The 26,965-nt window shown below is 55.4% G+C and carries 25 protein-coding genes; 7 read left to right on the forward strand and 18 right to left on the reverse strand.

Annotated features, from left to right (window positions below):
• Positions 1-40 precede the first annotated feature (40 nt).
• Positions 41-1,480 (forward strand): mannose-1-phosphate guanylyltransferase/mannose-6-phosphate isomerase, encoded by a 1,440-nt coding sequence (locus D1823_RS21030; RefSeq protein ID WP_117873739.1) that lies wholly within the window; start codon positions 41-43, stop codon positions 1,478-1,480.
• 167 nt (positions 1,481-1,647) lie between these two features.
• Positions 1,648-2,718, forward strand: coding sequence for a DUF2793 domain-containing protein (locus tag D1823_RS21035; RefSeq protein WP_117873741.1), 1,071 nt, complete (start codon positions 1,648-1,650; stop codon positions 2,716-2,718).
• Between the two features lie 259 nt (positions 2,719-2,977).
• Here the strand turns inward: D1823_RS21035 and D1823_RS21040 are convergent, their stop codons facing one another.
• The 4 genes from D1823_RS21040 to D1823_RS21055 form a co-directional block, all read right to left on the reverse strand.
• Complete coding sequence (locus D1823_RS21040) at positions 2,978-3,724, reverse strand: outer membrane beta-barrel protein (RefSeq protein WP_117873743.1); 747 nt, start codon at positions 3,722-3,724, stop codon at positions 2,978-2,980.
• A 17-nt stretch (positions 3,725-3,741) separates the two neighbouring features.
• Complete coding sequence (locus D1823_RS21045) at positions 3,742-4,719, reverse strand: HlyD family secretion protein (RefSeq protein ID WP_117873749.1); 978 nt, start codon at positions 4,717-4,719, stop codon at positions 3,742-3,744.
• A gap of 142 nt (positions 4,720-4,861) precedes the next feature.
• On the reverse strand, positions 4,862-6,526 hold the full coding sequence (locus D1823_RS21050; RefSeq protein WP_117873751.1) for a sulfatase-like hydrolase/transferase: 1,665 nt from the start codon (positions 6,524-6,526) through the stop codon (positions 4,862-4,864).
• A 4-nt stretch (positions 6,527-6,530) separates the two neighbouring features.
• On the reverse strand, positions 6,531-6,752 hold the full coding sequence (locus D1823_RS21055; protein WP_117873753.1) for a hypothetical protein: 222 nt from the start codon (positions 6,750-6,752) through the stop codon (positions 6,531-6,533).
• Positions 6,753-6,809: 57 nt separating this feature from the next.
• On the opposite strand from D1823_RS21055, the gene D1823_RS21060 reads away from it, so the two are divergent.
• Entirely contained in the window at positions 6,810-7,757 is a 948-nt protein-coding gene (locus D1823_RS21060; protein WP_117873755.1) for a helix-turn-helix domain-containing protein, read from the forward strand.
• Between the two features lie 162 nt (positions 7,758-7,919).
• Here the strand turns inward: D1823_RS21060 and D1823_RS21065 are convergent, their stop codons facing one another.
• From D1823_RS21065 to D1823_RS21100, 8 genes are all read right to left on the reverse strand, one after another.
• The gene (locus tag D1823_RS21065; protein WP_117873757.1) at positions 7,920-8,909 is read right to left on the reverse strand and encodes a HupE/UreJ family protein; all 990 of its coding nucleotides are present in this window, start codon (positions 8,907-8,909) and stop codon (positions 7,920-7,922) included.
• The gene (locus D1823_RS21070) at positions 8,906-9,736 is read right to left on the reverse strand and encodes a peptidyl-prolyl cis-trans isomerase (RefSeq protein ID WP_117873759.1); all 831 of its coding nucleotides are present in this window, start codon (positions 9,734-9,736) and stop codon (positions 8,906-8,908) included. The genes D1823_RS21065 and D1823_RS21070 overlap by 4 nt, the downstream gene beginning before the upstream one ends.
• A gap of 160 nt (positions 9,737-9,896) precedes the next feature.
• Positions 9,897-11,819, reverse strand: a complete 1,923-nt coding sequence (locus D1823_RS21075; protein WP_117873761.1) for a DUF3604 domain-containing protein — start codon at positions 11,817-11,819, stop codon at positions 9,897-9,899.
• A gap of 200 nt (positions 11,820-12,019) precedes the next feature.
• On the reverse strand, positions 12,020-13,168 hold the full coding sequence (locus tag D1823_RS21080) for an energy transducer TonB (RefSeq protein WP_117873763.1): 1,149 nt from the start codon (positions 13,166-13,168) through the stop codon (positions 12,020-12,022).
• Positions 13,165-13,542, reverse strand: a complete 378-nt coding sequence (locus D1823_RS21085; RefSeq protein ID WP_117873765.1) for a biopolymer transporter ExbD — start codon at positions 13,540-13,542, stop codon at positions 13,165-13,167. Before D1823_RS21085 ends, D1823_RS21080 begins: the two co-directional genes overlap by 4 nt.
• 4 nt (positions 13,543-13,546) lie before the next feature.
• Complete coding sequence (locus D1823_RS21090; RefSeq protein ID WP_371415315.1) at positions 13,547-13,879, reverse strand: ExbD/TolR family protein; 333 nt, start codon at positions 13,877-13,879, stop codon at positions 13,547-13,549.
• Between the two features lie 25 nt (positions 13,880-13,904).
• Positions 13,905-14,570 carry a MotA/TolQ/ExbB proton channel family protein gene (locus D1823_RS21095; RefSeq protein ID WP_117873767.1) on the reverse strand — a complete coding sequence of 222 codons (666 nt, stop codon included), beginning with the start codon at positions 14,568-14,570 and terminating at the stop codon, positions 13,905-13,907.
• The gene (locus D1823_RS21100) at positions 14,567-15,001 is read right to left on the reverse strand and encodes a hypothetical protein (RefSeq protein ID WP_117873769.1); all 435 of its coding nucleotides are present in this window, start codon (positions 14,999-15,001) and stop codon (positions 14,567-14,569) included. The genes D1823_RS21095 and D1823_RS21100 overlap by 4 nt, the downstream gene beginning before the upstream one ends.
• A 517-nt stretch (positions 15,002-15,518) precedes the next feature.
• On the opposite strand from D1823_RS21100, the gene D1823_RS21105 reads away from it, so the two are divergent.
• Positions 15,519-16,460, forward strand: a complete 942-nt coding sequence (locus D1823_RS21105; RefSeq protein ID WP_254683858.1) for a FecR domain-containing protein — start codon at positions 15,519-15,521, stop codon at positions 16,458-16,460.
• Positions 16,461-16,517: 57 nt separating this feature from the next.
• Positions 16,518-18,749, forward strand: coding sequence for a CHASE2 domain-containing protein (locus tag D1823_RS21115; RefSeq protein WP_254683859.1), 2,232 nt, complete (start codon positions 16,518-16,520; stop codon positions 18,747-18,749).
• A 390-nt stretch (positions 18,750-19,139) separates the two neighbouring features.
• Here the strand turns inward: D1823_RS21115 and D1823_RS21120 are convergent, their stop codons facing one another.
• The 6 genes from D1823_RS21120 to D1823_RS21145 form a co-directional block, all read right to left on the reverse strand.
• Positions 19,140-20,135 (reverse strand): ABC transporter ATP-binding protein, encoded by a 996-nt coding sequence (locus D1823_RS21120; RefSeq protein WP_117873771.1) that lies wholly within the window; start codon positions 20,133-20,135, stop codon positions 19,140-19,142.
• Positions 20,132-21,166, reverse strand: coding sequence for a Gfo/Idh/MocA family protein (locus tag D1823_RS21125; protein ID WP_117873774.1), 1,035 nt, complete (start codon positions 21,164-21,166; stop codon positions 20,132-20,134). The genes D1823_RS21120 and D1823_RS21125 overlap by 4 nt, the downstream gene beginning before the upstream one ends.
• Complete coding sequence (locus tag D1823_RS21130) at positions 21,163-22,002, reverse strand: carbohydrate ABC transporter permease (RefSeq protein ID WP_117873776.1); 840 nt, start codon at positions 22,000-22,002, stop codon at positions 21,163-21,165. Before D1823_RS21130 ends, D1823_RS21125 begins: the two co-directional genes overlap by 4 nt.
• Before the next feature lie 10 nt (positions 22,003-22,012).
• Positions 22,013-22,927 carry a carbohydrate ABC transporter permease gene (locus D1823_RS21135; protein WP_117873778.1) on the reverse strand — a complete coding sequence of 305 codons (915 nt, stop codon included), beginning with the start codon at positions 22,925-22,927 and terminating at the stop codon, positions 22,013-22,015.
• 67 nt (positions 22,928-22,994) lie between these two features.
• The gene (locus D1823_RS21140; RefSeq protein WP_117873780.1) at positions 22,995-24,245 is read right to left on the reverse strand and encodes an ABC transporter substrate-binding protein; all 1,251 of its coding nucleotides are present in this window, start codon (positions 24,243-24,245) and stop codon (positions 22,995-22,997) included.
• Positions 24,242-25,165, reverse strand: coding sequence for an N-acetylmuramic acid 6-phosphate etherase (locus D1823_RS21145; protein WP_117873782.1), 924 nt, complete (start codon positions 25,163-25,165; stop codon positions 24,242-24,244). The genes D1823_RS21140 and D1823_RS21145 overlap by 4 nt, the downstream gene beginning before the upstream one ends.
• Before the next feature lie 158 nt (positions 25,166-25,323).
• Here D1823_RS21145 and D1823_RS21150 point away from each other — a divergent pair, with 158 nt between their 5' ends.
• Both D1823_RS21150 and D1823_RS21155 read left to right on the forward strand, forming a co-directional pair.
• Positions 25,324-26,211, forward strand: coding sequence for a BadF/BadG/BcrA/BcrD ATPase family protein (locus D1823_RS21150; RefSeq protein ID WP_117873784.1), 888 nt, complete (start codon positions 25,324-25,326; stop codon positions 26,209-26,211).
• Entirely contained in the window at positions 26,198-26,953 is a 756-nt protein-coding gene (locus tag D1823_RS21155; protein WP_117873786.1) for a GntR family transcriptional regulator, read from the forward strand. Before D1823_RS21150 ends, D1823_RS21155 begins: the two co-directional genes overlap by 14 nt.
• Positions 26,954-26,965 lie beyond the last annotated feature (12 nt).

Here is a 26,965-nt window from a genome sequence, read left to right on the forward strand (position 1 = left end):
TGGCAATACCGTCAGTCACCCGAAGCTCGAAGGCACTTGCATGACCAATACAGTCTACCCCGTCATTCTTTGCGGTGGATCGGGAACACGTTTGTGGCCCCTGTCACGCAAAAGCTATCCCAAGCAATTCGTTCAGCTGGTCGGCGAAACAAGCCTGCTGCAAAATTGCGCGGAACGGATGCTCGGACCATCTCAAGCGCCATATGCAAAGCCCCTGATTCTGACCAACGAGGCATTTCGCTTTATTGTCCCGGAACAATTGACGGCCGTCGGAATTGACCCTGGCCCTATTCTGATCGAACCCGAAGGGCGCAACACGGCCCCCGCCGTTCTTTCCGCGGCCTTGTTTCTGGCAGCGCGTGATCCGGAGGGCATCATGCTTGTGGCGCCGTCAGATCATGTGGTTCCGGACATGGAAGCCTTTCATCAAGCCGTTGCTGAAGGCGTACGGACAATAAGTGAACGACGCGATCTGGTTACCTTTGGCATCACTCCGACACACGCGGAAACCGGTTACGGCTATCTCAAACTTCGCCATCCTCCGGAATCGACCCATGAAGTTGTCCCATTGGATCGTTTTGTAGAAAAACCTGATCTGAAAACGGCCGAGGCGATGCTGTCGGATGGAAGTTATCTTTGGAACTCAGGCATCTTCCTGTTTGCAGTTCGCGATATCATAGCAGCTTTTGAACAGCACGCGAGCGAACTGATCCCACCAGTTCAAAAGGCCGTTGCAGAGGCAAAAACAGATTTGGGCTTTCTCCGACTGGACCCAGCAGCCTGGGCGGGTGTCGGCGACATTTCAATAGACTACGCAGTGATGGAAAAAGCCTCGAACCTAAGCGTGGTGCCGTATTCTGCCGGCTGGTCTGATGTCGGAAGCTGGACCGCTGTTCAAGAGCTATCGAACCCCGATGAAGACGGAGTAGCAACCAATGGAGAAGTAACCGCAATCGACTGCCGCAACGTGTTGATACGATCCGAGTCGCCCGCGCTGGAAGTCGTGGCAATGGGTCTTGAAAACGTAATCACCATTGCGATGCCCGATGCGGTTCTGGTCGCGAGCATGGACAAGGCCCAGGACGTGAAACAGGCCGTTACGGCACTAAAGGCCAAAGGGGTGAAACAGGCTGAATCATTGCCTGTGGATCATCGACCATGGGGCTGGTTCGAAAGCCTAGTGATCGGCGACAGGTTTCAGGTCAAGCGCATCCATGTTCATCCAGGCGCGTCGCTCAGCCTGCAGTCTCACCATCATCGTTCCGAGCATTGGATCGTGGTCGAAGGCACAGCCAAGGTCACTATCGATGATCAGGAGCGTTTGGTAACCGAAAACCAGTCAGTCTATATTCCACTGGGAGCCACGCACCGAATGGAAAACCCTGGGAAAGTTCCTATGGTCTTGATCGAGGTTCAGACCGGCACCTACCTGGGTGAAGACGATATCATCCGATACGAGGACATTTACGCCCGGGATTAATTCCGGGCGATCCTAACGCGCGCCTATTCAGTGGCGGTTTCCAAGCTGAGGACCAAAACTTAGCAAAACATTTCCTGGGCGGTCGGCCCGGTCAGACAGGATTGACGCTATTCACGGCAGGGTAGCGCGCAACCGAAGTTTCGGACCGACGCCACAGGAGGACCCCCATGTCACAAACATCCCCCCGATTGAACCTGCCTTTGCTGCAACCGGCACAAGCGCAAAAACATGTTACCCACAACGAAGCCCTGAGACAGCTCGATCTGGTCGTGCAACTCTCGGTACAGTCAACGGATTCCGGAACCCCACCTGTTGTCCCCGCGCAAGGCGAAGTTCATGCTCTTGGAGCCAACCCGACCGGCGACTGGGCAGGGCATGCCGGCGAGCTTGCCGCCTGGTTGGACAACGCCTGGCATTTCGTGACCCCCGGCATCGGCTGGCGCGCCTGGGATGAAGCGACCGGAGTTCTGAAATACTGGACAGGAACAACTTGGGCCCCCCTGCCAGTCAGCACTCAGAACCTTGACGGAGTCGGGGTGGCTACAAATTCTGACAGTACGAACCGCCTGTCCGTTCGCAGCCCTGCGACCTTGCTGAGCCACGAAGGTGGCGGACATCAGTTAAAGATCAACAAAGCCAGCGCAGGTGATACAGCATCGCTGTTGTTTCAATCGAACTGGACCAGTCACGCTGAAATGGGACTGTCTGGCGGCACCGGATTTTCCATCAAAGTGTCTCCCGATGGCAGTAACTGGACGGAAGTGATGACCTTTGATCCTGTTGCCGGAACCGTGTCAGGGACAACTGTTCAGGCAGATGCCAGTGATACAACCACAGGCCGCCTGATGCGCGCCGATTACGGATACGGACCCGGCAACCTTCTTGGAACAGTGACGGAAAACGCTGGTGTTCCGACCGGAGCGGCCATTGAGCGCGGCAGCAACGCCAACGGAGATTACGTACGGTTTGCCGACGGTACTCAGATCTGTACGGCCACGCCTGCACCCGTGTCCTGCACGACTGCTGAGGGTGCTCTTTTCAAAAGCGGCCCAATAACCTGGGATTTTCCGGCTGACTTTTCGACGCCCCCGAACCTGAACGGCTCTGGAGGCGTTGCTACCCGGTTTACCGGGTTTGATACGCCTTCGTCGTCCCAATCGACATTCATTGTCTTCTCGGCGATCTCGGATTCGGCAGCCCTGGCGCCGGCCGTCACAGCCATTGGTCGCTGGTTCTGACAGGCAGGGCCGCCTGGATACCGGATCAGGCGGCTATTCCGACCGAAGATCGGTTGCGACCCGTTCCGCGCCATCCCCGCATCACCGGGTTTGCAGCCTTTCACCACTCCGGAAAAAGCTAGATGGTTGCTAGAACTCCCGCTTAAGGAATGCAGCAAACAACGCATAGAGGGAGGTTGCACCCAGCATACTTGCGCGATCTGCCCGTCTGACGTCTCGTGCCAGGTCGAAACCGCAAACAATATTCGTTTACAATCAATCAGAATCGGTAGGTCGCCCCGATCACCGGCCCGGACTGACTGAACTCGAAATCGTTGCCGCCGATCTCATGGTCGAAGGCGATATAGCGATATCCGCCACGGATCACCCATCTATCATTGATGGCATAATCTGCCGTCAACAGAACCTGCCAAGTTTCGCTGCCGTTGCGGAAGCCGCCATAGTCAACGAACCCGGTTCCCGTCCATTTTTCAGAGAAGACGAAACGTGCCCTTGCGCCAATGACCGGATCGACCCAATCGCCGTCAACTGTAGTCGTACGCCCCGGTGCCGAGCTGGGCGTCAGCGTGAAATTTGTTTCGGTGCTGAACCATCTGAAACCACCAGCAATGTCCAGTTTAACAGTAGGATCTTCATAGACCCGATAAGCCACGTATCCACTGAGGAATTGGGTGGTAAATGATGTGTCGAGACTGGATCCAGCCGGACCGGATCCGGTGTTGCTAAAAGATAAATTTGTATAGTTGTAGTCTGCCAGCAGGCTCCAACGCCCATTGGATGCCGCAAACGCGCCCATGAAGGCGAAATCCAGGTTGCTCAAAGCGTCAGAAAAACTCAACGTTCCGTCCAATGTCCCCGAAGGCGTTTCGATAGACGTTTCTGTTTCAGGCATGAAAAGATAAACCGTAGCTTCATAGGACCAATCGCTTTGCTGCGCGGAAGCGGTTGTTCCAGTCGCCATAACCAAGGCTAAACCGATCCCTTTAATCCCATATTCTATATTCATTTCGTCCCTCCAGTATTTCAGATGTAATTCAACTTCTTAGTGATCCAGAACAGGTTTTCCGCCAACACACCAATTGCGCCGGCCTTGTCCGTTACCACAAGTGTGGTGCCAGAGGTCCCTAACGGGAGCTCATCGATATTCAACTGGTCCGGAACTTCGATCAACACCGGATAACTGGACACACCGGCCAGATCGCGCAGTGATGGGAGGCCCGTACGCAAGTCGACAGCTCTCTCTGCCGCTCCCACGGGCAGCGATACGACTGTCCCAGAAATCTCGCTGCCCGGCAAGGTTCGCAGAGCAAGGCGTATCTTGCTGCCGACGGCAACATTCATACGGCTTGATTGCGGTAGACTTGCGATCAGATAGCGGTCATCGGGGACGATAAAAGAAATAGCCCCCTGTGCAACGGACACACGATTTCCGGGACGTAGAGAAACGGCTGTGACAAAGCCGTCCTCGGGCGCGGGCAGATTTGCGGACTGTTGATCGATGGCAGACATGGCTTCCTGCAACTGGAAGGTTGTCGTTGCCCCTCGCTTTTCGAGATCGACAAAGTCGTCACGGCGCTGGACGCCAAAGGTCAATTGCACGGTGAGGGATTCAATGTCGGCTTCCGCCGCTGCCAGGTCGGACTGTAACTGATCTGCCGCAGAACGAGCAGATTCAAGACTGGCCGTCAGGCGGGCGACCTCAATCCGAAAAGGTGTATCGTCGATCCGGAACAGCGGATCCCCTTTCGCGACCCGCTCATTGGGGCGAACTGAAACGTCAATGACGGTACCTGACACATTAGGGGCAATGTTGGTGGCAACACCCTGCGCTGAAAAAGGACCAGTCGGCGTGGTGTGGTTGAGGGCCCCGATTACAACCAGAGCAATGATTGCGGCGCCCCCGTAGACTACAGATTTCCAGAACCGGTTCCATGGAAGCAGCCCGAGCTTGGAAAACACCACCCAGATCACTCCGAAATAGAACCCTAAAACAATAAGCATACGCTTACTCCGGTGCGCAGAGCTGCTGATACCAGTGAGTTGCAGTTTTGGTTATGGATGCAGCGGGAATAGTACGCCAATGTTGCCCCCTAACTTGTCACTCGCATGACCGCGCATTTCTGTTGATACGCGCGGCCCTGTTTCATTGTTGCACCGAAGATCGTTTGACCATGAAAGCCTCGACTGCCTGTTGAGTTTCCGGTCGCAGGTTTCCAATTCCTTCATACGGCATACCTGTGGCAGGGCCAGTATCTGGATACAGCTCTTTTCTCGCCATGTGGCGTCCCAGTATACGGATGAACTCCTGCCCGCCCCACGCACCAACTTCGGTTGAAACCGGGTACTTTTCGTGCGTGTCGCGCATCACATCAAAGAAATCTGCAATGATCGCATTTTGACCCGGCCCGGGCAGGTTGAGCTTCAGCTTGTCCTTGACGATCGCCTTCGGAGTACTCACCGAATAGATAATCACATGATCACGCCGACCTTTGCTTTCATCTTGAAACAGGATCGAGGCAGATTGGTCCACACCGTCAATCAACCGGTCTCGGGGAATATGCTGAACCGCGCCGCCGAACCGAGCCAGTGTCGTATAAAGATCAGACACATGAATAATGTTGTTGATCATGCTGTCTGGTTCAATCAGAGCCTGCCACCTTATGAAAGCGTCCACGCGAACCCCGCCCTCGGTCGTATCGCCTTTGCCTCCGCGATAGACCATTGGCGTAAAGCCGGATTCCGGTGAATACTTGGTGAAATGGCCGTTGTCGCCCATCAACACGACAATCGTGTTTTCCGCCACACCAAGCTTGTCCATGCGCGTGAAGATTTCACCCAAATACGTATCCAGCTCTTGCAGTTTGTCGGCGTACAGACCGCCATTCACGCTTTCCGGTCCGTCCCGTCCAGCCCGCGTGTTGTCCAGTGGGATCATCGGCCAGTACTGCAGGAAGAATGGCTCAGTGCCGCCAGCCAAGCGTTCCAGTTCAGCAAGGGTTTTGTCCTGAAAAGCTTGGTTCATCTCGTCATATTTGGCTGCGTTCCAACGTTCACCCGGTTCCATTCGGATTTCACGAACAGGTCCGCCGGCATTTCCTTCGATCACCGTGGCCATGGCCGATGCGTCGGGACGGAACCAGTCGTCGATCGTGTAATCGTCGTCGAAATCTGCAATTCCAACCGAAACCTGTTCGCGGATTGCATCGTCATTGAAAATCGTCAATTGACCCTGCTGATGAACGGCGTGCTGCGCATAGTCGAACCCCTGGTTCATTGCCCAGCTCTCGGCAATGTCACCCATGTGCCACTTGCCGACATGCGAGGTGGCATATCCTTCGGCCTTTAGAACCTCGGCAAGCGTCACTTCCTCTCCGGGCAAACCGAAACCGGCGATGTCGACGGTCGTATCACCCATTCCGATCCGAACCGGCAGACGACCGGTCGTCTGGGCCACACGGGTCGGGGTGCAGGATGGCTCTGTATACATGCGCACCATGCGCATCGCTTCGTCAGAGAAATCGTTGATGTTCGGCGTACTGATACCGCGTACCGCGTTCAATTCTGGGATACCCATATCCCCGAAACCAATGTCATCGACCAGAATACTTATGATGTTCGGAGGATTGCCGCCGTTCTCTTCACGAAACGCCGCGAGAGCCTGATCAACGGCGGTATCATCCTGCTCCCAGGCATCCTTGTTCTGGGCCTGAAGGATATAGAATTCGGAATCATGCGCAATGGGTGCATTCTGCGCGTAGGCTGGTGCGCTGATCGCCAGAGAGCCGAGCAAAAAAAACTTTAGATCCATTTCTTTAGATATCCTTTTTTCTTGGGTTTTCTTCTCGCTCCAGACCCTGTGCGATAAGATCGTGGGCGACACTGGAAAGTGTCTGACCAGTAGACTCCGCAAGACGTGTGAGCCTGTGACGCTGTGAGGGTGTAAGAAGGGTCACGATCCGTTCGGACCGCACTTCCGCTTTCGGAAGCTGAGGGCGGCCACGTTTGGGCGAGGCAAGCGGATCGGGCAATTTCATTTGAACATATTCCTGTGTTTCGACTAAGCTTTTCATGCAAACTACAGGGGAGAAATATTGGACCGCATCAAAAATTCGACAAAACAAGACTTGGCGCTGCCAGAAGCACCCCGGTTTTTTGAAGCCACTTTTCGGGATCCGAACCAGATCACCGCAATATCCAAATGGGATATGGACTTCCGTCAGATCGAAGACGGCGAAATGCAGGCGGATTTCAAAGTTAGGTCCAGCCCACTTATTTCCGTTGTAAAGTTTGGCTTCTCTCGGCGTGTGCACCAAATCGGCGCGTCTCCGAAAGGCCATCTCACGTTTGGCATCCCTACCCATTCAAAACTAACGGACTGGAAGGGTATCAGCATCAAAACACCACCGTTTCTGTCTTTCGGCAGCGGCGATGAGTTCGACTGTATCAGCGACAGCGGGTTCGGCGGATATACGATGACAGTTGAAACTGAGTATGCGATGAAAATCGTTGAAAAGTTGGGGATCACAGCCTCTGATACAGAATTTGGGGCATTTTTGTTACCTGCAACGCCACCTGATCGCTCAGCTGCGCTTCTGAACGACATTCAGGCTTTGTTGGCGAACCCAATTTCGTCGGAACAGGGCGAGACCCATTTGATCGAGGAGTTGCTCCGGATCGCTTCGGGGGGCGGGGCGGATCGCAGAGAACCGCGGATTAACCGAAAAGCTCTGGCACTCTCTGCGGCAGTCGATCGGATGACGGCGACCCCGGACGAAAACGTCCCCATCAGCGAGATCTGCGGGGATATCAGTGTGTCATTGCGCACATTGGAACGCGCGTTCAACGAAAAATTTGGCATCGGCCCAAAGGCATATTACACGAGACTCCGCCTCAACTGGGTTCGCAGGTTGCTTGTAGAGCAGGGCAGCGAAATATCAATCTCTGACGCTGCAAACAGATATGGCTTTTGGCATATCGGACAGTTCTCACAGGATTACCGAAAATGTTTCGGCGAATTACCATCGGCTACTGTCGATTGAGCACCATTGTCTTTGTGTTGTCTGTGACGATGGCTTTTCATGACATCAAACCCAAAACGGCGTAAAAATTCTGCAAGCTAGGCTCTGGCTGTATTCCTCTTCAGGCACGTGCGCCGTCATGATCTACAATGTCTTGCTCAACTCTCGCGACTTCGCCGCGGTTCAAAACCCGCTTACGCGTTCTATCAGCCAGTACATTGACACTGACCCGATCCCATACGCGGTCAAAACCGTGGCATTTCTTCCTACTGGAAGTGCTACCAGCCGCCAGGCCGCCAAAAGCAAAGTCAAAGCAGCAATAAAACTCAGCTGCCCAGCTTCGACCCCGAGGTTAAAGGCCAGCAATGCCGCGGGAATATCGTTGGAGGGCAGTCCGATGTCAGCCAAAGCCCCTGCAAAACCAAGGCCATGCAAAAGACCGAACCCGAAACAGACGATCCAGGGTTTCTGCTTTGACAGCCGGAACCGTCCTTCACCGCCTTTGACAATCTCCATCGCCAGAAACACGATGGACAGTGCGATAACGGCCTCGACCGGTGGTCCGGGAACATTCAAAACGCCAATCGTTGCCAACGCCAATGTTATTGAATGCGCAAGTGTGAACGCTGTTACTGCCCCCACAAGTTTCCACGGATCGCGGACCAGAACAAACAGCGCGAAGACAAACAGAAGGTGATCCCAACCTTCCAGTATATGCTCGAAACCCAACTGAGAATATGCTGCAAACACTGACCATGTCGACTGTTCAGAAGGTATGATTTGAACACTGACATCCGGGGTAAAACGAAGCGTCGCAGGTTCAGCATCCAGAGGGTGTAAACGCACCAACACATCGTTTCTCTGGGTCTCAAGGCCTTCAATGGCAATGGGTTGACCCGCGATATCCGCGTGGCACTCGACGATCCAGGATGAAATCCACGCTCGGCTGTCGGAAACAGGATCAGGGCCACGCGTCGGAGTGCAGCCATCTGGCAATATGGCGTCAATCGCCATCGGTTGACCATTCACATCAGGCTTTCGCCAATGAACGCTCCAGGTATTGGAGGCGATTTGACGAATTTCCAGATATCCCGGATCAAGCGCATGCGCAGTGGCGAAATTTGCAGACCACACGAACAGCAGCGCAAACAGCAAGCAAATCGCGGCTCTCATTTGGCAGGGCCTGAAAGATCGGGCGCCACAATCTCGTAGTTTTCGGTAAGAGAGTCGTATTGCGCTTGCGCCAGAGCTTCACTCATTTCCCGACGCCAATCCCGCAGCACCGCGTCGTGGATTTCAGCCAAAGGAGGTGTTTGACTGGCCTCGATAGCAACGACCTCAACAAGGTGAATGCCGTAACCTGATTGGATCGGCCCCGTCCACTGACCTGTTTCGACCTCAGTGATGCCTTTCGAAAAACCTCCTCCAAAGACCGACTCGATGACCCGCGTCGCGGACAAGGGCATTGACGCCGGCAGCAATGTCGGACCGCCCAAATCGGAAAAGTCTTGCTGCGCGCGCAGGGTGGCCAGTGCTTTCTCGATTTCGGCCTCTCCGGGTTTCTCTCCAAGAAAGACCTGATTAAAGGCAACCATGACAGGCGTTGCATAGCGTTCCGCGTTTTCCTGAAGAAATGCCTCCAGAGCTTCGTCCTCCGGAACTACCGACGTTGCAATGGCTTCGGTCAGAAAGTCCATTTTTTGACTTAACCGGGTCCTTATCAAGGTATCTCCGCGATCCAGACCAAGCTTTCTTGCTTCCCTGACCAGAACCTCTTCCCGAATTGATGCACCGACCAAAGCTTCTAACTCCGCTTTACTTGGCGGGCGTTTCCACTGCGCTTTGAACCGAGCAGACAATAATGCGACGTCATTTTCGTCGATTGTTATCACCTCAAGATCTTCGACGGTCTCGTTGTCCGGTGCAACAATATCGAACCAAATAAAGATTGCCGTTCCAATCAAGAAAAAATGGAACAGAGGTTCTTTCAGTATTCGCATGGAGTCTCCTGCGTAAAACGTGCTCAGGTTCTACGTACAGATGCTGTCATCAACCGGTTGGGTTTTGCAAGAAAATGAGCAATCCAGGTGTTCCGGAAACGTTGTGAATTCGCCGAGGTGGAGATCACCGCCTCGGCTTTCAATTCGTTTGTTGAGCGGGTCACTCTGCCGGTGTGTACCAGATCGGGGACGAATATGCGCGTTCCTGATGGGTAAGCACTGCATCCTCGGGCAATTCGATACCATACCTCAGCTTGTCGTACAGGATCCAACGCGGGGTCGGAATTTCGATGGCGCGGACATAATAAAATGCGCGCGCGTTCGGATCGAAATCCGGGTCTGACCATACGGTGACAAGTTCGGCCGTTCCGATTGTGTTGGTCCAGCTGGCGGTGTCCACGTCCACAGTGTTCCCGACCGCAGGGACCTTGCCGTTTTGATCAACTTCACGGTTATCCGACCACGCGACGTCATAGACCTTCTCCTGCATGACACTTTCGGAATCGAGCCATCCTTTTATCACTTGAACACGGTCCAGATTGGCACCAACCGGGTCGCGCAGGGCGGCGATCAGGAAGCTTGGCGCACCCTCACCCTCGCGCGGGCGCAGATCCGAGCCCATAGGCACCCCTTTGGTATAGCCAACATTGGCAAGGAAACGGGTTTCAACATCTGCGTCACTGAAATCCCATCCGCCAAAGAACCGCAGACCGATCCGAGGGCCGGTCGTTGCGTAGGTTTCGCGGCGCTTGAACGCATCAAAGATCGCCGCGCGCGTATTCTCGGTAGCCCAGACAGCCGTGTATCCGGAGGCGACGAGCAGGTCACCGGGAATTTCACCAAGGTCATTGGCTATGAACGGATGCTTGATACGCGAGGCTGAGGGCTCGACGCTGACGGATTTTCCAAAGAAATTGTCTTCTTCGGCGGTGGCCAAAGAGGTATGGCTGTCCGTCGCGCCGCCCATACCGAACTTGTATGGGTTCACGCCAAACTTTTCTTCCAGCATCAAACCGCGCTTCAGCGCCTCGCGAGCGTATTCACCAGCCAGCATGTCATCGGTCTTCAACTCGGTAATATCCAGATTGCCGACGTCCCAGTTCTCATAGTCCGCAAATTCGTCATCCGGGCTCAGGAAAGGGTGCGCTTCGCCGTCACCCTTGATCTGCGTGACCTCGTAATGGGGCTCCCATTTCGCGCGGGCCGCGACATATTCCTCGTCAACCTTGCCGCCGTGATACGTGTCTTCGGTTGGGAACATCCATCCGTTCGACAGGTTTCCGTTATGGGCAAAGGCCACTGCACGCCCCCCCGTTCTTTCCTGATACTCTTCAAGCCAAGCGTATAGCGCCTTTGGATCCGTATCACCGTAGGGAGGCTGGGTGACCGGTGGCACCATTTGAAGCGCCCTGATTGGCCCATCGCGCAGCATGACATTCCGGTGCAAGTTGAACCCTTTCGGCACCGAGGTCCATTCAAAGCCGATGAAAGCAGTAAAGCTGCCGGGATCATTGTGCCGCTCGGCCGCCAGGACAATGCTTTCCCAGGTAAACGCAAAAGCATCGGCACCTGGGCTGTACGCCTCCAACAGGACTTCTGGCAGTGTCATTTGCGAAAAATTGGTAATGATGTCGAAAGCTGCTTTACCGGCTTCTTCCCCGCCGGCTTTGTACCCCTCGTACCACTCCAGTCCTTTCGGATCAGAAAGAACGCCCGGCTTACCGGCCTGCAAATCTGGCGCAAACCCCATCAGATCTGTGTGATCCGTGAGAACCATCCAATCCAACGGTCGTGACAGTCTTACAGGTTGACCCGTTGAAGAAATGACCTGCTCACCCTTGGCGAAACGCCATGCCTCATCCGGTAATAAGGTGTTCCCGAAAGCACCCGCATCCAGCGAAAGCCCGGTGTGAAGGTGAGTGTCCCCCCATAATGGGCGTTCAGGAAATGTGCGTTGGGCGTAAGGGGAATAGGGCTGATCAGAAAACAATCCCTCAGCAGCATCTTCGCTGGGTACGGCGTCAGCGACAGCAGCAGCAGGGACCAATACGAGTGAGATTATGCAAGCAGATTTCCGAAACAAAGTGACCTCCCAGTTCAGGAATACTTAGCGGTGTGGGCGAATTTCATCGCGCCATTGTTATATTCCTATTTTCTTATATCACATTCTATCGAACAACAGGTTTTTTTTAATCTGAGAGCTGCAAACCCGCGCAATCAGGAAATTTGGCGCAAGCCGCTAAGGTGATCGCGAGTCGTGTTCACCTGACAAGACCCGTCGGATCACCTTATCTGATAGTAAAATGAAAGCTTCCGGCTGACGCCCCCAGGCGGGCGCGGGAAAGGTGCGGCAGTTCGAACCTGTTCTTTGGCTGCGCGCTCTATTTCCGGCGAGCCAGAGCTTTCAACGACATCAACCCAAGCCAACGAACCATCCGGGTCAATCTGGAAAAACACACGCGCATAGCCGCGACCGGCAACGTAAACGATTGGCGCTCGATTCAGATGAACAAGAACCTGACCTGCATAGTTCGTGCTGTCCGAGTTTCCCGGCCCCCGCCCGCCTGAACGGGTGCCGCCGCGGTTTTGTCGGAAGGCGTCGATACCCTCTCTTTGATACGTCGCCAGAGGTGATTCAATCGTTTGTTCCGGAAAGCGAAGAGCTTCAAAGTTGTTCGACGGATTCAATGCCCCGCGCAATGCTGGTTGCGGACGGCGGTCTGGAAGACGTGGCCGGAGTGACGAAACCACGGCCTGTTTGGATTCATTCGCTTCCGTATCGGGTATGGGCAGTTCGGCGTCTTCGTCTAAGGGTTCCGATGCTTCATCCGGTATCACAGGTTCAAGTGGTGGCGTGTTTTCCGGAGCAACCGGAACCACTTCAACCGGTAACGCGGCAATCTGTTGCTGTTCCTCGGTCACCGGTTCTTCAGCAGAAGTCGGCTCAACTGGAGCAACCGTCTCGCCAGCCGGCACCTCAGGTGTTTCGGCCACTGTTTCAGGCTCTGCGGAGGTGGCTCCGCCAGCCTCATCGGGTTCGCCCTTCTCCTCTTGGTTCTGTTCTACAGGTTCTACGATGACTTCATCCGGTGCCCTCGGCTGAATGATCGTTGAATCGCCGGTGTCCGGTGCGTAAGTCTCCTGCGGGTTCGGCGATGCAACGCGGGCATCGCTTGTCGGAATCTCCGCCTCTTGCGGCCGGGTTGGCGGCTCGACCGGGGGTGTCGGCGGCTCATTCGGCTCGGGCCGAACGGGTTCAATCCTGGTATCGGCAAACTCTTCGAACGCGTTGCTGAGTTCGATTGTGTCTGTACTGTTTTCGCCCGAAGCCTGATTTGACAACTCTGGCACTGTAAAGATCAGGCCCATGAGATGCACCAGCACGGAAATCGAAATCGCAAAGATTGCGACGAAAACCGACCGCCTGATCATTCGAGAGCCTGTTCGGTCACCAGGAATACGGATGGCGCACCCAACCGGCGCAGACTGCTGGTGACCTCCATCAATCGAGGGGCCGACGCATCCCTGTCAGGAACGATCCGCACGGGTCCCGATTCATGCGCAGCCATGAAAGCTTCTGCCTCGATCGGATTGCCGCGAAAACTCAGCGTTCCGTCCCGATGAAGAACAAGCGCATCTGGCGGCTCACGGCCTTCAAGATCCGCAGTGTTCACCAAATTCAGATCAGGATCCAACGGCGGTGCGATCGTACCTGTAATAAGAAAAAAGATCAGGATCAGAAAGACGACGTTAATCAGCGGAATGGTGGAATCTCGATTTCGACCGGGTCGGATGTAGCGGATCATTGCCTCACTCCAACACTCTGACCGTCAAACCTTCGCGCCCACGCAATGGAGCAAGCAGGTCCACAAGACGTTGCGCGGTTGTCTCAGGATCAAGGCTTACCAGAACCTGACCGGCTTGGACCTGATCCACCAATTCCTCAAGCGACAAGGGTTGACCGTTCAGGACCACACGTGCCGGACCAAATTGCACGAATAGGCGCTCGGGCGGCTCAACGTCGGTTTTCCTGCCTGTGGCTGCGCTGCTCAACTCGATCTCGCTGAATCGCGAAAACGTTGAGGACAGCATGAAAAACAGCAACAGCAGAAAGATCACGTCGATAAGAGGCGTCATCGACATGCGTCGCCGCACAAAAGGCGCAGTGTTACGCATGTTCTGGGGCGACCGGGACTTGTGCGGCCGCCTCTGTGCTTTGGATGGAATGACCCGGGACCAGAACCGTACGCAAAGCCTTGTCCGCAAAAACACGCTCGCGTGCGGTTCGACTTTCAAGCCAGGACAAAACCATCGATGTCGGCATCGCAACAGCCAGACCTACAGCGGTGGTTATCAGGGCCACCCAGATCCCCCCGGCCAAAAGCGATGGATCAACCGATGACCCAGCGGTTTGCAAGCTTTGGAAGGCACTGATCATACCCAGCACCGTACCAAAAAGACCCAGCAAAGGCGCCAGCTGCGCTACGGTGTCCAACAATCGAAAACCGCGTTCCAACCCGGCAAGCGCCAGACCCGCTTCGGCATCCAGCCGGTCATCGGCCCCGGGAACCCCCGTTGCGTTCATCGCCGCGCCTACAATGGGGGCAAGATAACTGCTGCTGTCCGCCAGTCTTGCACGTGCAGCACCTTGATCTCCTGTATCCCAGGCAGCCAGAGCTTCAGACAGCACCTTGTGTCGCCCGACACCGCAGGCTGCAAATTGCCAGAGCTTGTAGAGAGTGACCGCCAGCGTCAAAACCGACATTGCGATCAATATCGCCACAACTGGCCCGCCCAGTTCAAAAATCTCGCGAAGTGCGGCTAGAGGACTCATCCCAACAACTCCATTTCCACCCTGCTGTTCAGCGTCAGGGTGCTGTCGCATATGTCGCTTTCGAAACCATCCACAACGCAGGAGCTTGCGCCGTTGATCAAGGCTTGCCCAACTGCGTCACATGTTCTGTTGGGAAGGTCGAACTGGCGCACCCTGGGTCGGCTGGCCGGCAAGTCGCGAAAATCGAACAGCGAGAGGTTCAAGACACCACCTTCGGTGTCGAAAATGACGGTTTCAAAAACAGCGCCATCAATCTGCTGCCCGGTCTCATTCTTGACCATAAACGTCAATCTGCACGCGCCGGCGACATCCTCAGCCGAGTTCAGTTCCACAAATAGTCGAGCAGAGGATTCGGCACCAGATTGCGCAGATGCTGTGGACAGCAAACAGCCAGAAAACATGGCCGCGACAGTAAGGCGACGAAACAGCATGAACAGACTCCGTGTTGCAGCGCTGGAACAATAAGGCAGCGACCGTCAGCTTGCCCATCTGCGTTTCTACCTGAGGGGCATGTCACATTAAAGAGCCGCGAAGGGTGGCATAGAAAAAGGATCGTAGCGTGTGTTGATGTACATACACACACGGTAAGACATACGTTGCTCGATAAGAATTTCAACTCCGTCCAAGACTGCCCCGCGCTTCAGCACAAGCAGGAAGATATTGTCGGGTCAAATCTGAAAAGCCAGCAACTCTCGCACTTTTTTGATACGGGTGCTTAACACGCAAAAAAGAAACGAAACTGCGCCAAATCGGGTCTTCAGGGAAGTGTGCCTAAAACGCTGTTTGAACGCCGTTTTCACATAAAACTTGCTTAGAATGCGAAAAGTCATGCATATTTGCCTATATTCCTGATGCTTATTAATAATAAAACTATGCTTTTTGAGGGGCAAATGTCGGGCACAGTGCAATTTGCACGTATCAAGACCCATTGGGGGAAGGGGCTCGAGTTTGTCGTTGTTAAAGATTATTCTGGTTCTATGCGTTGTCGTAATCATACCGTCGCAGACCATCGCCAACATTGGAAAAGTAATAAGCGTCAAACAAGGCGCTCACATCACGCGAGCGGGAAAAGTACAACCTGTGTATTCGGGAATGGAGGTTGTGTCGGGCGACGCACTCACCACTGATCGGACAGGCGTAATTCAAATCGTTTTTGTGGATGACACCAAGATTGCCATTGGCCCCAACGCGCGCATGGTGCTGGATGTGACCATGTTGCGAAGTAACCGCAAGGCCAAGAGCTTTGCTGTTCAGGCCTTGGGTGGCAGTTTTCGGTTTATTTCCGGGAAAAGCCGAAAGAGAGCCTACTCGATCAGGACTCCGTCGGCGACAATGGCCGTGCGCGGCACGACCTTCGACATGTGGGTCGTGTCGGAAAAACAAAGCGCGATGCTTGTCCTGCAGGGCACGGTCCGCATGTGCGGCAGCCAGGGCTCGTGCAGATCTTCGGGACGTCAATGCAGCATGTACGCAACAAGCGGAAACGGAGGTGTCGGTCAGCCTGCCGATCAGGCCCAATACGAACAAGCACTGAAAAGCGGATTTCCCTTCATTGAGTCTCAGGAAGGACTGCTGCCCCCTTTGCAGGTGCGAGTCGAAGGGTGTTCAGGTGATGGAGCCACCATACGGCGTGTCGAGCCTGACCGGTCGGAAGCCCGTAGAGACCCTCCTCAGCAGCGAGAAGCCCAGAATACGGGCGCCGGACCTTCGCCTTCCGCAAACAATGAACCGGAAAGAGAAGAGCCGGATCGCGAGGAGCCCGAACAGGAAGAACCTGAGCAGGAAGAGCCCGATAGAGAAGAACCGGAACCTGACGAGCCAGAGCGGGAAGAACCTGAGCAGGAAGAACCCGAACAGGAAGAGCCCGAGCGGGAAGAGACTGACCTCTAATTGCTCAAGAACTGCTGTTGCGTACGCAGGCCCGGTTCCATTTATCTGGAGGATGGTGTGAGCGACAAGGTGCGGAAATCCAAGAATGGCCGATGGGCCTTCCGCCTCGTGGGGCTGTGCCTGATCCTCTTGGGTTGCATCATCCGAGCGTGGGACCCGTACCCCGTTCGAATGACGCGTCTGATCTATTTCGACGTTTTGCAACGACTGTCTCCGCGAGAGTTTAATCCCGAACTCCCCGTGCGCGTAGTGGATATCGATGAGGCCTCGCTTGCCAGCTGGGGGCAATGGCCCTGGCCCCGAACATTGGTTGCGCAGATGGTTCAAAATCTGGGTGACTATGGCGCCGCTACGATTGCTTTCGACATGCTGTTTGCCGAACCTGACCGGTATTCGCCATCTCACCTTCTGAACGACCCATCGCTGGCGGGTATTTTGACAGTGGAACGCCATGCCGAAAAGCTGGACAATGACGTCGTGCTGGGGATGGAAATGGCCTACTGGCCCGTGGTTCTGGGCGTGGCTGCGCGATTGTCAGCTGAAGGGGAACCCATTGCGGCTAAGGCCGGAATCATTGAATTCGGGGAGAACCCTACCGAGGGGCTGATCTCGGTCCCTCATTGGACGCCAATCGCGCCACCGTTGGGTCGGGCAGCTGCGGGTGTTGGTGGGGTCAATGTCTCACCCATCGGTGGAACCGGCATCGTGAGACGTGCACCGGTTCTTTGGAACGGTCCGGACGGTCCGCTGCCAAGCCTTGGAATCGAAGCCCTCAGGGTTGCCTTGGGTGAGACCAGTATTTTCGTGGAAGGCGCGCCTGACGAAGCAGGCATCATGCTGGCCACCGAAATCGCCGGATATCGATTGCCTACAACCGAGAATGGCGAGCTTTGGCTGAAATACCGGCGGGACACCCCCGACCTCTACATTTCAGCCAAGGATGTTCTGGAAGGCTCGGAAAACCCCGAGCTGCGATCTGAAATCGAAGGCAGAATAATCCTGATCGGAACGTCCGCTGCCGGATTATTCGATATTCATCAGACGGCACTTGGCGAAAGCGTCCCAGGTGTTTCAATTCATGCTCAGATGATCGAACAAATCCTGACCGATGAAATGCTCAGCCGGTCCGACGTGACCTCAGCGCAGGAATTGCTGGCCTTTGCGTTTCTCGGGCTTGTCGTGATTGCCGTCATGTCCAGCTTTGGCGCCATTGCATCCTTTATCGCCGGTGGCATAGCAGCCGCCGCTGTTCTTGCCATCAGCTGGCTGGTTTTTCAAAACCAGTCAGTCCTTTTCGATGCCACCTTTCCCCTGATTGGAGGAATCGCAAATTTTGGTCTGCTGGCGGGGTATCTTTTCGTATCGACCGAGCGCGAAAAGCGCGAAATTCGAAAAGTCTTTTCGCATTACGTGGCCCCGGAAATCCTTGATGAAATGGAGAATACGGGTCACCAGCTGCAATTGGGCGGTGAAAGTCAGGAAATCACCGTATTGTTTTCGGATATCCGCGGTTTCACGGCTCTGTCCGAATCCGCAACGGCCACAGAACTTGTTTCGTTGTTGAATGCGCTGTTTTCCAAGCTTGGGGATCAGATCCTGCATGAACGTGGTACGATCGACAAGTTCATCGGTGACGCCATCATGGCCTTCTGGAACGCACCTTTGCCCGTTGCCGACCATCCATGCCGCGCAGCGCTTGCCGCGCTCAGGATGCGGGGTGCTTTGGCACAATTCAATGCATCCGACATCATGCGGAACCGAAAGCCGATAGCGCTGGCAACAGGAATTGCCACAGGGCAGGCCTGCGTCGGCAACATAGGATCGCAGAAACGGTTCAACTATACAGTTATCGGAGATGTCGTGAATGTTTCGGCACGTATCGAACAATCCTGTCGAACAGTTGATTATGACATCGTCGTCTCAAACGGGGTTTTTCAAGCTGGACAAGATGACCTGGCGTTTCTGGAGGCAGGCCACGTTGATCTTAAAGGAAAAGCCAACCCTGAACCTGTTTTTGTTCTTGTAGGTGATTCCGCTTTGCGGAAGACCACTGCATTCCAAAATCTCCTTGCTCAGCACAGTGATTTGATCTCAGCGCTGAGAACCCGAAAGCCTCAGGGTGACATCGCGCGTTTGTTTCCGCGCTGCGAAAAACTCGCAGAAGATATCGAACCCGGATTACGCCAGTTCTATCGCGCCCTGCCCGGTCGTGCAGCTGATTTCAGAACAGATTCACCATCAGGGCAAGCCATGTTCACCCGATACAATCGAATGAAGGGATCTGGATAGGCGGCGTTCCGCCCCTATCTAATCCGAAGCTTTGCGTTCCGTCCCATGCAAACAAACACATTCGTTCCGGGCGCGGTATGCATGGGGCCTTGCTGGCCAGATAGCAATTCTGGTCATAAGCCGGAGCCGCAGTCTCGCGATACTCGCGTTCAACTTAGTTGCCCAACTCGTGACAGGTCACGATGAGCAACAAACCCACTCATGAAAGATTGCCATATTCGGACCCAAAAACGCCGACATTCTGCAATGCTCAACTTGAACAAGGTGGCGCGGCAGGAAAAAGACCGCTGATTGAACTTTCAGATCTCACCACAAGGCCCGTGCGATGAATGCCGCCTGACTTCGACAACTCATAAAAAACCCAACACACAAACCCTTCATCATCGGTTGTTATTCGAGACGGGAACCCTGAGGGTCGAAGCGGTAGACCCTGCTCGGTGAATACCCAAACCGGATGCTCTGACCGGCCTCAACCTGATGCTGCCCGAACAGGCGTGCGGTGATCTGGTGATCCTGCATCATGGCAATCACGTTGGTGTCACCGCCCAAATGCTCGACATGGGTGACGTTTGCGACAACCGGGCCATCATCAGACAAAAATAGGTCTTCCGGGCGGATTCCCGTTGTAATGTTTGCGCTTTCGCCAATCATGCTGGCGGGAAAGAAATTCATCGACGGCGCCCCAAGGAAACCGGCCACGAACTGGTTGGCGGGGTTGTTGTAAAGCTCCATCGGGCTGCCGACCTGTTCCACACGCCCGTCGCGCAGAACGACGATCTTGTCGGCAAGAGTCATTGCCTCGGTCTGGTCATGGGTCACGTAGATCATCGAAGCGTCAAGCTGCCGGTGCAGGTTCGCAATTTCCAACCGTGTATTCATACGCAGAGCCGCGTCGAGATTGGACAGAGGCTCGTCGAACAGGAACAGTTTCGGTTCCCGCACGATGGCGCGACCGATGGCGACGCGCTGGCGCTGACCACCGGACAGTTCGGAAGGATATCTGTCGAGGTAAGGTTCGAGGTTCAGCATCTTGCTTGCCCTGGCAACACGCTCTTCGATGACCTGCCTGCTCTGGCCCTCCTGTTTCAGCGCCAATGACATGTTCTTGCGCACGTTCAGGTGGGGGTAGAGAGCATAGCTCTGGAACACCATTGCGATACCGCGCTTTGAGGGCGGGGTGAGGTTCATGACCTCACCGCCGATGCACACGTCGCCCGACGTCACATCCTCCAACCCCGCGATGACACGCAGAAGGGTGGATTTACCGCAACCCGAAGGGCCGACAAAGACGACAAATTCGCCCTCGTCAACTTCGATATTGATATCCCTGAGGACCTCGACGGTGCCGAAGGACTTGTTCACGTTTTGCAGCGTCAGGGCGGTCATATGCGTGCCTCTTTCAGCGAAATGGGTTGGCCTGTACGGATGCTTTCATCAGCGGCCAGGCAGATGGCCAGCGATTGCACCGCGTCGTTCATGTGGCGGGTCAGATCGATATCTTCGGCGATGGCGCGCAGCATATAGGCTTGCTCGGCGTCGCAGAGTTCCTGATGGCCGGGTTCATCGGGCAGGTCGATCGTCTGGTCACCTTCGGGGCGGTGAACCAGAAGACCGCCGACCTTAGTGTGACCGTCGATATCGGCCGATGCGCCCTTGTTGCCATCAGTGATCGAGACCGAGCCGTTGGGTGAGATGATATCTTTCACGAAGAACGCGGTTTCGGACATCATCGGGCCCCAGCCGGCTTCGTACCAACCGAGCGAGCCGTCTTCGAAGATCACCTGGAACTGGCCGTAGTTATACATATCTTCGGAAATCTCGTCACTCAGACGCAGACCCATGCCATGCACGCGGACGGGATCGGAGTCGGTGATCTGGCACATCACATCGACGTAATGCACACCGCAATCGACGATAGGGGACGTCGTCTGCATCAAGGCCTTGTGCGTTTCCCATTCGGCCCCGCTGCTTTGCTGGTTCAGGTTCAGACGGAAGACATATGGTCCTCCGAGTTCGCGCGCCTCCGCGATCAGGCGCATCCAAGAGGGGTGGTGCCGCAGAATGTATCCGATCACCAGTTTCCGGTCAGTTTCCACTGCTTTTGCGACCACGCGTCTGGCGTCCGCAACCGTCGTGGCCAGTGGTTTTTCAACAAAGACATGCGCGCCTGATTCCATTGCGGCGCAGGCGAAGTCTGCGTGGCTGTCGGAATAGGTTGCGACGACGACCAGATCGGGGTTTGTTTCGGCCAGTGCCGCCTGAAAATCCGGATAGGCCGGATAGCCTGACAAATCGGTATGATCCACTCGACCTGAGCGGTTGACCAGTCCCACGAGCTGCGCGTCGGGGTGACGATGATGGGTCAAGGCATGGCTCAGGCCCATGTTGCCAAGACCAGCGATCAGAACCCGGGTCATTTGACAGCTCCTGAAGTGATGCCACGGATCAGCTGGCGCGAGAAGATAACGTAGAGCACTAGAACCGGCAGGATCGCCATGCTGAGTGCGGAAAGAACTGCGTTCCAGTCGGTGACAAACTGGCCGATGAAGACCTGGCTGCCCAGCGTCAGGGTTTTGGTCTCTTCAGCGGGTGCCAGAATCAGCGGGAACCAGAGATCGTTCCAGATAGGGATCATGTTGAAAACAGCGACCGTTGCCATGGCAGGCCGAACCAGAGGCAGCACCAACCGAAAAAAGATCGTGTATTCCGAAAGCCCGTCGATACGCCCTGCGTTCTTCAGGTCATCACTGACCTGGCGCATGAACTCGGACAGGATGAACACGGCCAACGGCAAGCCCTGTGCCGTGTAGACGAAGATCAGGGCCCAGAGCGTGTTCACAAGCCCCGTTGCGACCATCATCTCCAGAATCGCCACTGTGCCGATGCGGATTGGGATCATGATCCCAAGTGCCAGATAGAGTCCCATCAACATGTTGCCCTTGAACCGGTATTCGCTGAGGGCAAAGGCCGCCATGGCACCGAACAGCAAGATAAAGGTCAGTGAAGCCACGGTGACGATCAGCGAGTTCTGAAAGTAGAGGAAGAAATCCCCCTGCTTCATCACCGTCTGGTAGCCGATCAGGGAAAAGCTTTCGGCATCAGGCAATGCGAGCGGTTCGCGAAAGATGGCACGGCGCGTTTTGAAGCTGTTGATGATGATCACGAAAACCGGGAACAGGGCGATCAGAGTGTAAAGGATCAACGCTCCATGCATTGCGGCGGTATTCAGCGGATTCGAGCGTGCTTTGTTCATTGCAGAGCCCTCACAACTGATACCGGCGCATCCGGGTCTGGATGCCGAAAAGGTAAATGCAAACACCGACAAGGATGATGGCGAACATGGCACCGGCAATGGCGGACCCCATATACGGATCACCCAATTGCAGCTGGAAGCCAAAGAACGTGCGGTACATGAAAGTGCCCAGGATGTCGGTCGAAAAATCTGGCCCCGCCAGCGCGCCCTGAGAAACATAGATCAGATCGAATGCGTTGAAATTGCCCACGAATGTGAGGATCGAGATGATCCCGATCGAGGGCAGGATCAGCGGCAGTTTTATTTTCCAGAAAGCCGAAGCTCCGGTGATCCCGTCAATCTCGCCGGCTTCAAGAATTTCTTCAGGGATCGACAGCAGGGCCGCGTAGATCAGCATCATCGGGATGCCGACAAATTGCCAGACCGAGACGAGCGCCAGAGTTGTCAGCGCGTATTCTTCCTTGCCTAACCACGGAGCAAACAGGGATTTCAGGCCAACAGCGTCCAGCATCGAGGGCGCAATCCCCCAAAGCGGAGACAGGATCAGTTTCCAGGCAAAACCCACAATCACGAAGCTCAGGATCGTCGGAATGAAAATAGCCGACCGATAAAGCGCGGCAAAGCGCAGCCTCGGGTGTGACAGGATCGCGGCCAGAGCGATTCCGATGGGGTTCTGCACCAGCATGTGGATCAGGAAGAACCAGAAGTTGTTGCCCAACGCATTCCAGAATTGCTCGGACCACAGCGGATCAAAGAACAAGGTTCGGAAATTCTCCAACCCCACATACACACGTGCCTGATCGACTTCGGTGAACAGCGCGAAGCGCAGTGTATTGAACAAGGGCAGGATCATCACCGCCGTGTAGACCAGCACCGCAGGTGCAAGGAAAACGGCGATGTGCCAGCGTATGCGGCGCGTCTGCATGGGATTCTCCGGGGAAAAGTGTCGGGCGCGGCGCGATGGGCCGCACCCGGAGAGAGTGGTTCAGATGTTACTGATGCGGTGCGTACCAGCTGGCCAAACCATCTTGCAGTTTTTTGCCCAAAGCCTCAGAGCTTTCGGTGCCCTTGATGGCTGCAACGGATGCACCCCAGGTCTCGTTTTCAAGGTTGGGTGTGCCGCGTGACAGGATCTGATAAGTCGAACGGATGGTGCTCTCGCACTCATCCCGCCACCCGACGATTTCCTTGGCAAGAGGATCTTCCAATTCAACCGGGGTGTTGGAAAGAGGGAAGAAACCGGGAACCGCATTGCCGAAGATGCTGGCGAATTCGGGGCTTGCGACCCAGGCCAGGAACGTACGGGCAGCCTCCTGGTTTTCGCTGGCAGCATTCAGGCCGATGCCAATATCGGTATGGTCCGAGATATAGCAGGTGTCACCGGCATTTTGGACCGGCGGCTTGAAGGCGCCCATCTCAAAATCAGCCTGTGTGTTGAAACCTGCAATCTCCCAGCTGCCTGCCGGGTAAATTGCGGCGCGGCCCAATGTGAACAGGTTCTGGCTGTCGGGATAGGTCTGCGCCTCATATCCGTCACCCAGATAATCGGCCCATTTCGCCAAAGTGGCAAAGGGCGCGACCCACTGAGGGTCGGTCAGTTTCTGCTCGCCCCTGATCAATGCCAGTCGGCCTTCTTCACCTTTCCAGTAGTTCGGGCCGATATTGTTATAGCCCATCGTTGCGGCTTCCCACTGGTCATTCGTGCCCATTGCCATCGGTATATAGGTGCCGTCTTCCTTGATCTTGTCCAACACTTCAAAGAATTCTGCCTCGGTGGTCGGAACGTCCAGACCCAATTCGTTGAACGCGTCCTTGTTGTAAATGAAACCGTGGATCACCGATGCCATCGGAACACAAAAGCTGGCCGACGCATCGTCTGTCTGCCACGCGGATTTGGCAACGTCCGAGAAGTTGTTCATCGCATCCAGATCGGACAGGTCGGTCAGATGGCCTGCTTCGTAAAGCGCCAGAGAAGCATCGAACGGGCGGCAGGTGATCAGATCACCGGCGGATCCGGCTTCCAGCTTGGAGTTCAGAACGGCGTTGTACTCTGCCGGGGCTGAAGGCGAAAAAACAACTTTGATATCTGGATTGGCCGCCTCGAATGCGGGGATGATCTTTTCCTGCCAGAGAGCGAGGTCATCGTTGCGCCAGCTTTCGATTGTCAGCGTAGCGTCTCGCGCATAGGCGCTTGTGACCAGCGCCGTGCTCATCAGAGCCAGGCTCAGAACTTTGCGTTTCATTTGGTTTCTCCCAGGTTGCTATGTTCGTTATTTTCATTCAGCCGGTTCATCGCGTGACGCAGATGGCCATTCGTTTCAGCCAGTCGCTTTTGTGCATCCTCTGCCGATAAGGCACCCGCGGCGACAAGTGCCGCGCATTTCAGGTTCCCATCCGCGGCCCTCAGTGCATCATCAGCACGTTCAGGTGATACGCCGGTCAGTTGGCACACGATTCCGTTGGCGCGTGCGCGCAATTTGTCATTGTCCGCCCGCAGATTGATCATCATGCCGTCCTGAATATGCCCAAGCTCGATGGCCATCAGCGTCGACAACGTATTGAGGGCTATTTTCTGCGCGGTGCCGGCCCCCATCCGGGTTGAGCCTGAGATCAATTCCGGAGGGGTCGCAAGCAGAACGGCATGGTCCGCCAGTTGCAACAATTGCGAACCCGCATTGTTTGCAATCCCGATCACGGGCGTCCCCCTGTCGCGCGCCAGTTTCGCGGCTGCAACAGTGTAGGGTGTGGTGCCGCTGGCCGAGACCGCGATGAGCATATCATTGGCATGCATATCCGACATTTCACGTGCAAGCCCATCAACAGCGTCCTCTACATCCCCCGGCATGTCTGCTTTGGTCGGCATTCCACCGGCCATATGAATGCGGATCTGTTCCGAGGGAATTGAGAACGTTCCGCCAAGCTCCAGCGCGTCCGAGGCCGCCATAAGGCCGGAAGACCCCGCCGCAAGATATCGAAGCTTGCCGCCCGACCGGATCGTCTGGGCCATGGCCGTCGCCCCGCTGCAAATCGGACCAAGCGCATCAAGCACTGCCGTCGCCGCTGACACCTGCGACCGCGCCAGCAGGCTGGCCACTTCTGCCAGCGGACGGGTATCAAGCCCATGCGCATCCTGATGCAATTGTTCTGTCGCCGGCGTAATCAAGTGATTCTCCCCCAAGAACTCTCGATATCATACCTTTTAAATACCATTAGTCTACGATTTATTTTTTTTCATATTTTTAGGCATTTTATCGCGATAATCACCGCTTTGGTCGCAATTAGGACTTCAAAACACACAAAAGGTATTATAAAGGTCTTTATATGGTAAAGTCATCAAAACCCATGTTCCTGGCCGCCGACGGGGGTGGAACGCGCTGCCGCGTCGCCGCTTTTGTTGATGGCAAAACACACAGGGTCGAAGTTGGCGCGGCAAACGTGTCTACTGATTTCGACGCTGCTTGCATCGAGTTGCGGCGTGGCCTGGAAGCTCTGGCAGTTCACACGGGCCGTTCGCCGGAGGAGCTTGCACGAGCGCCCACCTATCTGGGCTTGGCCGGGATAACAGGTGATGCGATTGCCAGAAAACTCGCAGCGGCATTGCCAATTCAGCACGTTCGGATCGAAGACGATCGTGCAGCAGCTTTGCGCGGAGCATTGGGGGCCAGAGACGGGTTTGTCGCACATTGCGGCACCGGTTCTTTTGTCGCAATGCAAAGGGGTGGCGCGATGAAGCTTGCCGGCGGATGGGGTCCTGTTCTGGGCGATCAGGCTTCCGCGCAATGGGTTGGCAAACGGGCGTTGTCCAAGGCGCTGGAGTACACGGATGACATGACGGGCCCATCGGAATTGGCGCAGGATCTGTTGTTTCGATTTGGCGGAGCCGAAGGCGTCGTTCGAGCCGCAGCCGACATGACCCCATCTGATTTTGGCGCCCTCGCTCCGCTGGTTACCAAGCTTTCCGATCACGGCGACAAGCTGGCCAGATCCATCCTGCAGCACGGTGCAGACTATCTGATCGACGTGATGAAAAAGATGGGCTGGAACGTTGGTCTGCCAATTTGTCTGACCGGGGGCATCGGCCCCCTTTACGCGCCGCACCTGCCTTCAGACATGCAATCTGGTCTGGTCCAGCCTGCGGGCGATCCACTGTCCGGCGCACTTGCATTGGCACAGGCGTACCAGGAGGAAATCGAACATGAGCATAGCTGATTTCCTGCGGCCCGAAGGATGGTTGGGGCAAAGCTCGGGCCCGCGCTATGTACAGCTCCGTCAGCGCCTCGAACAAGGGATTAAAGACGGTATCCTGCCTCCCAACAGTTCGCTGCCCCCCGAAAGAGAAATCGCCGAGATCACCGACCTGTCGCGTGTGACTGTGCGCAAGGCCATTCATGAATTGGTGCGCAAGGGTGCAATCGAACAACGGCAGGGGTCTGGTTCTTTTGTTCGGGAACCCGTGGCGAAAGTTGAACAGTCGCTGTCCCACCTGACATCTTTCACCGAAGACATGGAGCGGCGCGGGCTCAAGACGACCTCGACATGGCTGGAGCGTGGGATTTTCCTGCCATCCCCGGAAGAAATGATGGCATTGGGCTTGTCGGCAAACGAACAGGTTGCACGTATCTACCGCCTGCGAGAGGCAGGAGGACGCCCGATGGCGTTGGAAAAAGCGGCCCTTCCGCTGGATATCCTGCCAAACCCCACTGAAGTGACGGGGTCGCTTTACTCTGTTCTTGAACAATCTGGTCTGCGACCGGTGCGCGCTATCCAGAAAATCTCGGCCATCAACCTTGAAGCGCCCGAGGCAGAGCTTCTGGACGTTGCGGAAGGTACGGCCGGGCTTCGGATTCAACGCACCTCATATCTGCAAAGCGGGCGGGTCGCTGAATTGACCCGCTCGATCTACCGCGGTGATGCCTATGACTTCGTGGCTGAGCTGCGCCTGTCAAATTGAAAGCCTGGGAAA

It is taken from the genome of Ruegeria sp. AD91A (assembly GCF_003443535.1).
GTDB lineage: Bacteria > Pseudomonadota > Alphaproteobacteria > Rhodobacterales > Rhodobacteraceae > Ruegeria.